Genomic DNA, 9,938 nt, shown 5'->3' on the forward strand with positions numbered 1-9,938 from the left:
AGACGGTTCGACCAATGGTCAAGCCGTGGATTGCGCCGTGGATTGCGCAAGGACTGCGGCTTCGGTAGAGTACGCCGAATATCGGGAGGCGGAATGATGAACGGAAAGACGTGGATGCTGATCGTCGCACTTCTGGGTTTGACCTGGTCGTGGGCGAACGCGGCGACGGACCCAGACGAGGCGATTAACATTTCTGTGTACGAGCAGGCCCGGGACAGCGTGGTCAACATCACGAACGTGGCCGTTGATTACGACATATTCTTCACGCCCTACGCGAGCGCTTCCACCGGCTCCGGCGTGGTGCTCGACACCGATGGGCACATCGCCACCAACCACCACGTGGTGAACAATGCCGCGCGGCTGGAGGTGACGTTGTCCGACCAGAGCAAATGGCCCGCCGAGGTGGTGGGGAAGGATGCGGCCACGGATCTGGCCGTGATCAAGATCAAGGCGCCGGCCGCGAAGCTGCGACCGGTTCGCTTCGGAGAGTCCTCGGGGCTCAAAGTCGGCCAGAAGGTGCTGGCCATCGGCAATCCCTTCGGCCTCGAACAGAGCATGACAACCGGCATCATCAGCTCGATTCGGCGGTACTTGAAGCTCTCGCAAGTCGAGATGGAGAACGTCATTCAAACCGACGCGGCCATCAACCCCGGAAACTCCGGGGGACCGCTGTTGGACAGCGACGGGCGCATGATCGGGATCAACACCGCGATTTTTTCCCCTTCCGGGGGCAACGTGGGCATCGGCTTCGCCGTGCCCGTGGACACGGTCAAGCGCGTGGTCAGTGAGCTGCGGGACAAGGGATACGTGGCCTACGCGTGGTTGGGCGTCGAGATGCAGACGTTGATCCCCCGCTACGCCGAGGCCTTGGATCTGCCCGTGGACCGCGGCGTGCTGGTGGGGCGTCTCGTCCGCAACGGACCCGCGCACCGCGCAGGCATCCGAGGGGGCGCGGACCGGGTGATCGTCGGCAACACGCGCCTGGTGGTGGGCGGCGACATTATTGTCGAGTCCGACGGACAAGTAATTGGTTCGGCTGAAGAGCTGCAACGCTTGCTGCGGAACAAGAAGCCGGGCGACAAGATGCGATTGACAGTCGTACGCGACAGCCGGCACGTGGCAGTGTCGATCACGCTCGGCGAACGACCACGGGAGTGATAGAGGCTAAGAGCTAAGACGAGGGGGAGAAGGGAACGGGGACGAGTGGGCGACGGGGAGAGGGGGAGAGGGAGAGAAAGGTCAAGGAGCCGCGTCGATGGCGGCCATCACGCGGAGCAGCGCCTCGCGTCCCGCGTCCGGTGCGGACACGACGCTCAGCACGAGGTGTGTTGGGTCCAGGTCGTAAAAGAACCCGGGATGCACGAGGCAGCCGGTGGTGCGCAGAATGTGTAGGGCCAGCGTCTCGTCGTCCCAGGCGGTGTTGACGCGCAGCGCCGCGTAAAATCCCCCGGCCGGCGGGATCACTGACGCCCGGGCCGACCGGGTGATGATGCCCAGGTACTCATCCCGCCGCGCAGCGATTTCCTTCCGATATTGATCCGTAAAGGTCCGGCTGTCCGAGAGTATCCGTGGCACCGCGGCCTGGACGATTTCGTTGACGGGAAGAAACGCGTCGGAGATTCGCTCAAACGCCGCCAGGACCCGTGTGACCGCCGGGGCTTCTCCGCTAAGGGCCATCCATCCGAGCTTCATCCCCGGTAAGGCCATCGCCTTCGAAAATCCGTTGAGGGTGACGACCAGCGGTGCCCGCGTGACCGCGGGTCTGGGCAGTCGATCAAGCCCGAACAGGAATTCTCCGAACACCTCGTCCGCGATGATCGGCAGCTCGCGATCCGCGGCAACCGCGGCAATGGCTTCGATCTCCTCGGCCGAGGCCACGGCGCCGGTGGGGTTGTGCGGCGAGATGAGGATGATCGCGCGCGTGCGGTCGGTCATCGCCGCGATGAGGCTGTCCACGTCGACGGCCCAGCCGCGCGCTTCGTCGAGCCGGTACGAGGTCATCCGTACGCGGGCCAGGTTCGCCAGCTCGTCGAAGAGGGGGTACGATGGCCGCGGCGCGAGCACCTCGTTGCTCGGATCGCAGAACACCGAGAAGGCGTACCAGTACGCCAGGCTGGTACCGGGCGTGAGCACGATCTGCGCGGCCGGCACGTCGACTCCGTGGCCGCGGTAGTAGCCGCTGATCGCCTCTCGGGCCGGGAGTTGGCCGAGGGGATTCGGCTGGTAACGCTGCGCGCGTCGTACCGCATCCGAGAGGATGTCGTGCAGCAGGTCCGGCGGAAAAACGATCCCCTGCTCCGTGACGTTGCCCGACACGAGGTCAATGACAGGCAGGCCCTGGCTGAGACGCTGATCCCTCTCGCGGTAGAGGGTGTTGGTCTGGGCGGGAAAGGTCGAGGCGAGGTGAGAGAACCGAACCACCACGCTCAGTCGTAGAAGTTGCGGGCCCACGCGTGGGGCTTCACGCGTTCGAACAACTCGGGGGGGAACGCCGGACCCGCCGCGTAGCGGGCGTTGTCCGCCACGTGTTCGGTGCGCCGCATCCCGGGGATGACCGTGGCGACCGACGGCTCGCTCAGAATTCGGTGGCTCAAGACGTACTGCAACGCGGCGTGGGCCAGGATTTCGTACCCGTCGCCGACCACGGCTTTGAGCGCCTCGGCGCGTCGTACGGTTTCAGCGAGCCGCTCGCCTTTGAAGTACTCGCGGCGCCAGTCGTTGCGGCCAAACGTGGTGTCGGACCGCAGCGTCCCGGTCAGCCCCCCTTCGTCGAACGGGCACCGGGCGATGATGCCGATGTGGTGTTCCTGGGCCAGGGGCAGGAGGCGCACCGCGGGGCTCTGATCGAACAGGTTGAAGATCACCTGGATCGTGTCCACCCAACCCGAGCGGACCAATTCCAAGGCCGCGTCCGGCTCGTGGTCGTTGATGGACACGCCGAGGTAGCGGATCTTGCCCGCGAGTTGAAGGTCGCGCAGGGTCTCGATCCACTCGGTCTCTTTCAGCCAGCGCGGGGACCACACGTGCAGTTGCTGCAAGTCGATGAAATCGCTGTCCAGGTGACGCAGGCTCTGCTCGGTGCACTTGATGATCCAATCTTTCGGAAAGGCCTCCCGGATCGGCGTTTCGTGTTTGGCGGGCCACTCCAGATTTTTCGGGGGGATTTTGGTGGCGATGGTCACTTTGCGGCGCACGCCGTGTGCCTTTACGGCCTGAGCCACCAGGCGTTCGCTTCGCCCATCTCCGTACGCCAACGCGGTGTCGAAGAACGTGACGCCCAGTTGCAGGGCTTTCTTGAGGGCGGCCGTCGAGGTCTTGTCGTCGGCCCGCCCCCACGCTCCGCCGCCGATGCCCCATGCCCCGAACCCCAGCTCGGACACGGTGAGCTCGGTACGGCCCAGCGTTCGCGTCTTGACCGGCTTCATGCCTCGCCTCCGCCACGCGCGGCGGGAGCATAACAAGGCCGCGAGGCGCCGGTCAACGGCTGCAATTTTCTGCAATTTTCTGTGCAGCAATTTTCTTGCCAGGGCTCGAGCGGACGGTATCAGCACCTTCACTTGCGACTACACCGGGGGACGTGATCCAAGGACCTTCTCGTGCAGCGATTCGACCGACACCGGAACCTGGCGCATATTCCGGCTGTGAGTCGGCTGGTAGAGCGCGACGCGCTATGGTAGCATGCGGTCCATGGCGAAGGTTCAGGTCTATACCAGCGATTACTGTTACTACTGCCGCGTCGCCAAATCCCTGCTCGACGACGCGAAGATCCCGTACGAGGAGATCAACATTTCGCGGACTCCGGAGATGCGCGACGTGCTGGTCCAGAAGACCGGCGAGTGGACTGTGCCGCAAGTCTTCGTGGACGGGGAATACATCGGGCAGGACGACGAGTTGCGCGAGTGGATCAAATCCGGCCGCCTGAGAGCCTGTCCATGAACCTGCATGCCCGGGTGCCAATGAGCCGAAGGCATCCTTGCAGGTGGCGAAGCAAAGGCCATCTGCTGCGTTGTCGGTCTTTAGGTTCCACGGCCGCCTCACCGTCTCGGCGGCGCTCGTGGCTTGGCGCCACTTCTTCGTGGCGCCACTCGCCTCACGTACGACCCAGTACGCTGCGCTCCTGGTCTCGCTCCGCCTTGCATCTGGCGCTTTCCTGGACAGGCTCCGCTTTCGCGGTTAGTCGGACAGGCTCCTGACGTGACGCTCGAGCGAACCAGTCTATTCCACACGCCGCCCATCGAGGTCGAGACCGGTCGCGAGCCTTCAGCAGCCGTGATCTGGCTGCACGGCCTCGGCGCGGACGGACACGACTTCGAGCCCATCGTGCCCGAGCTGCGTCTGCCCGGCGCGCTAGCCGTGCGGTTCATCTTCCCGCACGCCCCGCACCGGCCCGTGAGCATCAACAACGGCTACGTGATGCGCGCGTGGTACGACATCCGCACCGCGGAGTTCGTGCAGCGGGAAGACGAGGCCGGCATCCGCGACTCGGAGAAAACCGTCCGGGACCTGATCGCGCGCGAACACGCCCGCGGGATTCCGTCGCCGCGGATCGTGCTCGCGGGGTTCTCGCAGGGCGGGGCCATTGCGCTGCACACCGGGGTGCGGTATCCCGAACGCCTCGCCGGGATCATGGCGCTTTCCACCTATTTGCCGTTGGTCGAGTCGTTCGCGACCGAGGCGCACCCCGCCGGTCACGCCGTTCCCATCTTCATGGCCCACGGCACCGAGGACCCCATCATCCCCCTTGAACGCGGCCGGCAGTCCGCCGAGTTGCTCAAACGCGGCGGGGCCGACGTCCAGTGGCGGACCTACGAGATGGGACACTCGGTCTGCATCGAAGAAATCGGCGACATCGCGACCTGGCTGGTCGGCACGCTCACCGGACGTTAGCTACATCCACGCGTCGCCGGGTTTGAGCCCCCGACGGGCGGCCATTTCCCGACCGACCACGGCAATCGTGCCCTGGTCCAAGGTTCCGCCCGCAAGGGGAAACACGTCGTGGTCTTCGATCGCGATGTGGCGCTCATAGATCGCCCGGAGTTCCTGCAGCACGGCCACGAGACGCCGGACCTCGTTCGAAGGCAGCGACCCGTCGTCCATCCAGCGGTCGATGAGCGTATCGACCTCGACGTGCCCCCGATCAAGTACCACGTGATCCTCCACCAGCTCTTCGAGGGTCGCCAGCGCGGCGCGCACCCGCCTATCACGCGACGCGCGCATCCGGGGAAAGAGCGAGCGCTCTTCGTCCTCCTTGTGCAGCGGTGCTGCTTCGCGGAAATACCGCCCCGCGGCGACCAACGCGTCGCGCTGTTCGCCGGTCAACGCCCCACCCCGCGCCTGGGCCGTGACCGTGATCAACAGGCCGAGAAAGTGCTCGATCCGGCGGTGGCAATCGCTGAGCAGCCCCAACGGGTCCGCGAACGAGCTTCCCGGTTTTTTGCCGATGGTGATGGGCACGGTCGACCTCCAGGACGAGCGGACTCCCTGCGATTCGCATTGTAACAGGGAGCGGGAAGGGGTGGAAGCGGACTTGACACGGCATCGCCGGAATCCGCACAATTCGGACGGGACGAGCGCGGACGTCCCGCCCTTCCCTCTCCGCGATTCGAGACCCTCATCCTGCGAGGGGTTATGACCACACGAACGGATCCTGAAGCGGGCCGCCGGGCATCGCTTGACGAGCAGATCGACCGGTTCCGCGCTCAGCTCGAACGCCTGGAACCGTTGCTGAGCGCTCCGACCTCCTCGTCGGTGCTGGTGGAGTTCGATGCCGCCACGGAACGGGTGATCGCCGAAGCCTTCGGCAGCACGTCGGACAAGCTGGACACGTACTACTACGCGCAGCTCGGGGAAGCCGCGAGCATGCTCAATCTCCAGGAGGAAGCCCCGGAGGGGAGTCGTGACGATCTCGGCCGCGAAAGCCTGCGGCAACGCCGTCGGGTGCTCGAAAGCTGCGTCTGGGAGCTCGAAGCCAAACGGGCGGCCAGCGCCAAGAAACAACGCCCGTTCCCGGAGGTTGCCGCGCGGGTCTCCGAGTACATGACCCGGCAGGTTCGAGATATCCGCGCAGACGCGACGTTAAGAGACGCGGGAGTCCGCATGGAGGAATACCAGGTCGCGTGCCTGCTCGTGGAGGACCATCAGCGCTACGTGGGGACGATCACCGATGCGATGCTCAGCCAGGGCGTTGTGGTTCGGGGACTGGACCCTGCGACCACGCCGGTGAGGCGTTGTATGGACGAGACGATCATTTCGATCGACGCCCGCGAGCCCATTGTCGAGGCGGTCAAACTCATGAAGGACCGCGGCGTTCGGCATCTGGCGGTGACCGAGGACGACACGATCGTGGGCGTGCTCTCGGTGTCTGATCTACTCCGATACTATTCAGGCGTGTAACCGCCTTCGCGCCCGTACACGAGCCAGACGTAGTACTCAGCTCCTAGTAGCTCCAGACCCCAATGGTTCATGGTATCCCTCCATTTCCAGCCGGGGCCGCCCGATTGACACCGAGCGGCCCCGGTCGGGCTCCGATCAGGCGAGGTCGAAGCGATCAAGGTTCATCACCTTGTTCCAGGCCGCCACAAAGTCATGGACAAACTTCGCCTGCGCGTCCGAGCTTCCGTAGACTTCAGCCAGGGCCCGGAGCTGGGAATTTGAACCGAAGACGAGATCGACACGCGTGCCGGTCCACTTGATCGTGCCCGTTGCGCGGTCGCGCCCTTCAAACACGTCGGCGTCTTTCGAGACCGCCGTCCACTCCGTGCCCATGTCGAGCAGGTTCACGAAGAAGTCGTTGGTCAGCGCCTCCGGCCGCTTGGTGAAGACACCGTGGGGTGTCTGGCCGACGTTGGTATTCAGGACACGCATGCCGCCAATGAGCACCGTCATCTCAGGTGCCGTCAGCGTCAGCAATTGGGCCCGATCGACCAGCAGCTCCTCGGCCGATACGGAGAACCTGGTCTTCAGGTAGTTGCGGAAGCCGTCGGCGACCGGTTCGAGCACGGCGAAGGAGGCCGCATCGGTGTGCTCCGGCAAGGCGTCCATGCGTCCCGGCGCGAAGGGAACCGTGACATGGTGGCCGGCATTCTTCGCCGCTTGCTCGACGCCTGCGCAGCCGGCCAGGACGATCAGGTCGGCCAGCGAGACCTTCTTGCCGCCGGTCTGCGCGCGGTTGAACGCGCTCTGGATGCCCTCCAGGGTCTTGAGCACCTTCGCCAGTTGAGCAGGCTGATTGACCTCCCAATCCGTCTGCGGGGCGAGACGAATACGGGCGCCGTTCGCGCCGCCGCGCTTGTCGGAGCCGCGGAATGTGGACGCCGACGCCCAGGCGGTCGAGACGAGTTGCGCGACCGACAGGCCTGAAGCCAGCGCCGCGTCCTTGAGGGCGGCAATGTCCTTCTCATCAATGAGCTGGTGATTGCGCGCGGGGATGGGGTCTTGCCAGATCAGCTCTTCGGCGGGAACCTCAGGGCCGAGATAGCGTGAGCGCGGCCCCATGTCGCGGTGCGTCAACTTGAACCAGGCCCGGGCGAAGGCGTCGGCGAACTGGTCCGGGTTCTCCATGAACCGCCGCGAAATCTTTTCGTACGCAGGGTCGAAACGCAGGGAGAGGTCCGTGGTCAGCATGGAAGGCGCGATGCGCTTGGACGGGTCGTGGGCATGCGGCACGGTACCGGCGCCTGCGCCCCCCTTCGGCCGCCACTGATGCGCGCCGGCCGGACTCTTGGTCAGCTCCCATTCGTAGCCGAACAGGTTTTGGAAGAAGTTGTCGCTCCACTTCGTAGGCGTGGTGGTCCAGGTGACTTCCAGGCCGCTGGTGATCGTGTCGCCGCCTTTGCCCGTGCCAAGGCTGCTCTTCCAGCCCAGGCCTTGCTCCTCGATGCCGGCTGCTTCGGGCTCCGGACCCACATGGGAGGCAGGGCCCGAACCGTGGGCCTTGCCGAAGGTGTGGCCGCCCGCAATCAGCGCGACGGTCTCTTCGTCATTCATCGCCATGCGGGCAAACGTCTCGCGGATATCCCTGGCCGCGGCGATCGGATCCGGGTTGCCGTTGGGGCCCTCCGGGTTGACGTAGATCAAGCCCATCTGCACGGCCGCGAGCGGATGTTCGAGGTCCCGGTCGCCGGAGTAGCGCTTGTCATCCAGCCACTTGTCCTCAGAGCCCCAGTAGACGTCTCTTTCCGGTTCCCAGACGTCCCCACGACCGCCGGCGAAGCCGAAGGTCTTGAAGCCCATCGACTCCAGGGCCACGTTGCCGGCGAGGATCATCAGGTCGGCCCAGGAAATTTTCCGGCCGTACTTCTGTTTGATCGGCCAAAGCAGCCGGCGCGCCTTGTCGAGGTTCGCGTTGTCGGGCCAACTGTTGAGAGGCGCGAAGCGCTGCTGACCGGCGCCGGCGCCGCCGCGGCCGTCACCGGTGCGGTACGTGCCGGCGCTGTGCCATGCCATGCGAATAAACAAGGGCCCGTAGTGGCCGAAGTCCGCCGGCCACCAGTCCTGCGAGTTGGTCATCAGTTCGCGGAGGTCTTTCTTCACGGCCTCCAGGTCGAGACTCTCGAACTCCTTGGCGTAGCTGAACTCCTCGCCCATCGGATTGGACTTGGAGGAATGCTGGTGGAGGATATCGAGCTTCAACTGGTTGGGCCACCAGTCTCGATTCGTCGTGCCGCCGCCGGCGGTGTGATGGAACGGGCACTTTGCTTCGGTTGACATGTGTTCTCTCCTTTACGCTACGTTGGGTTTGTACGGCTGACGACCACGCTCATCGTGTGCCTACTATGGCGGAATCCTCATGAAAGGTCCAAGACATCGTTTCAATAAATGTGATAGTCTATGGCTATGAACTTGGAGTCCCATCCCTATACCTTGCGGCAACTCCAATACGCGGTGGCCGTGGCGGATACGCTGAGTTTCCGCAAAGCCGCGGAGCTCTGTCATGTTTCTCAGCCGTCGCTGAGCGCGCAACTCGCTCAACTCGAATCCGCCCTGGGCGTTCGCCTGTTCGAGCGCAATCGCAAACGCGTGTTGCCAACTGAAGCGGGGAGAGAACTGGTCAGGCGCGCCCGGCAGATCCTGATTGAATCGGACGACCTCGTCGTGGCGGCCAAGCAACTGGGCGATCCCCTGACCGGCACCCTGCGCATGGGCGTGATCCCGACCATCTCGCCGTACCTGCTGCCGCGCATCACACCCGTGCTGCGGGAGCGTTATCCGAAGCTGACGATCAACTGGGTGGAAGACAAGACCGATGTGCTGTTACGCAGTCTGGATTCGGGGAAACTGGATGCGGTGCTCCTCGCGCTGGAAGCCGACATTGGCGATGTGGAGCGGGAAATCGTGGCCCGCGATCCCTTTGTGCTGGCCACGCCTCCCGGTCACCCACTCGGCGCCACGGCTTCACCGGCCGAACCAGGAGACCTGCAAGGGACGAGTGTCCTGCTTCTGGACGATGGGCATTGCTTTCGCGATCAGGCGCTTGCGGTCTGTTCGAGCGCCAAAGCCCGCGAACTCGAATTCCGCGCAACCAGCCTGTCCACGCTGGCCCAAATGGTGGCGGGTGGTGGGGGCGTGACGCTCTTGCCCGCTCTCGCGGTGCCGACGGAGGCCGGACGAGCCGGGCTGACCGTGCGCCCGTTCGCCGAGCCCGCGCCGAGTCGAACCATTGCGCTGGCGTGGAGACGGACTTCTCCCCTCGGGGAGGCGCTCAAACGGCTTGCCGCAACGATTCGGGAGGCGTACCCGACCATTGAGAAACACGCGGCGAGGCAGCCGGCTCATCGTAAGCCGGCAGGGGGCCGCTGGAAACGTAGCTGAACTAGCAGGGTGCTGAAAAAGTCCTATGATTGAGAGTCCCACCCTGGTATACTGGCGCCGTCCCTTCGGAGGAGCGCCCATGCGTGGCAGCCAGGAGCCCCAGAGCGGGTTGTTCAGTTACGTGGCCC

The 9,938-nt window shown here is 64.7% G+C and carries 9 protein-coding genes; 5 read left to right on the forward strand and 4 right to left on the reverse strand.

Going from position 1 to position 9,938, the window contains the following annotated elements; translation table 11 throughout:
• Positions 1-96 precede the first annotated feature (96 nt).
• Positions 97-1,158 carry a trypsin-like peptidase domain-containing protein gene (locus AB1451_03570; protein ID MEW6681989.1) on the forward strand — a complete coding sequence of 354 codons (1,062 nt, stop codon included), beginning with the start codon at positions 97-99 and terminating at the stop codon, positions 1,156-1,158.
• Positions 1,159-1,239: 81 nt separating this feature from the next.
• Here the strand turns inward: AB1451_03570 and AB1451_03575 are convergent, their stop codons facing one another.
• Both AB1451_03575 and AB1451_03580 read right to left on the reverse strand, forming a co-directional pair.
• Positions 1,240-2,451: a pyridoxal phosphate-dependent aminotransferase gene (locus AB1451_03575; GenBank protein MEW6681990.1), complete on the reverse strand. Its 1,212-nt coding sequence runs from the start codon at positions 2,449-2,451 to the stop codon at positions 1,240-1,242.
• Positions 2,427-3,425 (reverse strand): aldo/keto reductase, encoded by a 999-nt coding sequence (locus AB1451_03580; protein MEW6681991.1) that lies wholly within the window; start codon positions 3,423-3,425, stop codon positions 2,427-2,429. The genes AB1451_03575 and AB1451_03580 overlap by 25 nt, the downstream gene beginning before the upstream one ends.
• 262 nt (positions 3,426-3,687) lie before the next feature.
• On the opposite strand from AB1451_03580, the gene AB1451_03585 reads away from it, so the two are divergent.
• Positions 3,688-3,936, forward strand: coding sequence for a glutaredoxin (locus AB1451_03585; protein ID MEW6681992.1), 249 nt, complete (start codon positions 3,688-3,690; stop codon positions 3,934-3,936).
• 258 nt (positions 3,937-4,194) lie between these two features.
• On the forward strand, positions 4,195-4,887 hold the full coding sequence (locus AB1451_03590) for an alpha/beta fold hydrolase (GenBank protein ID MEW6681993.1): 693 nt from the start codon (positions 4,195-4,197) through the stop codon (positions 4,885-4,887).
• Here the strand turns inward: AB1451_03590 and AB1451_03595 are convergent, their stop codons facing one another.
• The gene (locus AB1451_03595) at positions 4,888-5,454 is read right to left on the reverse strand and encodes a hemerythrin domain-containing protein (protein ID MEW6681994.1); all 567 of its coding nucleotides are present in this window, start codon (positions 5,452-5,454) and stop codon (positions 4,888-4,890) included. It abuts the gene before it with no gap.
• Between the two features lie 174 nt (positions 5,455-5,628).
• Between AB1451_03595 and AB1451_03600 the strand changes: the two genes are divergently transcribed.
• Positions 5,629-6,393 (forward strand): CBS domain-containing protein, encoded by a 765-nt coding sequence (locus AB1451_03600; protein ID MEW6681995.1) that lies wholly within the window; start codon positions 5,629-5,631, stop codon positions 6,391-6,393.
• 135 nt (positions 6,394-6,528) lie between these two features.
• On the opposite strand, the gene katG is transcribed toward AB1451_03600, so the two are convergent.
• On the reverse strand, positions 6,529-8,709 hold the full coding sequence (gene katG, locus AB1451_03605) for a catalase/peroxidase HPI (protein ID MEW6681996.1): 2,181 nt from the start codon (positions 8,707-8,709) through the stop codon (positions 6,529-6,531).
• Between the two features lie 120 nt (positions 8,710-8,829).
• Here katG and AB1451_03610 point away from each other — a divergent pair, with 120 nt between their 5' ends.
• Positions 8,830-9,810: a LysR substrate-binding domain-containing protein gene (locus AB1451_03610; protein MEW6681997.1), complete on the forward strand. Its 981-nt coding sequence runs from the start codon at positions 8,830-8,832 to the stop codon at positions 9,808-9,810.
• Positions 9,811-9,938: the final 128 nt, after the last annotated feature.

This window comes from Nitrospirota bacterium, assembly GCA_040757335.1.
Taxonomy (GTDB): Bacteria; Nitrospirota; Nitrospiria; order 2-01-FULL-66-17; family 2-01-FULL-66-17; genus JBFLXB01.

Excerpts from the sequence above, each read along its gene's own strand:
- AB1451_03570 (MEW6681989.1), top strand. The coding sequence starts at position 97 with ATGAACGGAAAGACGTGGATGCTGATCGTCGCACTTCTGGGTTTGACC.
- AB1451_03580 (MEW6681991.1), bottom strand. The coding sequence starts at position 3,425 with ATGAAGCCGGTCAAGACGCGAACGCTGGGCCGTACCGAGCTCACCGTG.
- AB1451_03585 (MEW6681992.1), top strand. The coding sequence starts at position 3,688 with ATGGCGAAGGTTCAGGTCTATACCAGCGATTACTGTTACTACTGCCGC.
- AB1451_03600 (MEW6681995.1), top strand. The coding sequence starts at position 5,629 with ATGACCACACGAACGGATCCTGAAGCGGGCCGCCGGGCATCGCTTGAC.
- katG (MEW6681996.1), bottom strand. The coding sequence starts at position 8,709 with ATGTCAACCGAAGCAAAGTGCCCGTTCCATCACACCGCCGGCGGCGGC.
- AB1451_03610 (MEW6681997.1), top strand. The coding sequence starts at position 8,830 with ATGGCTATGAACTTGGAGTCCCATCCCTATACCTTGCGGCAACTCCAA.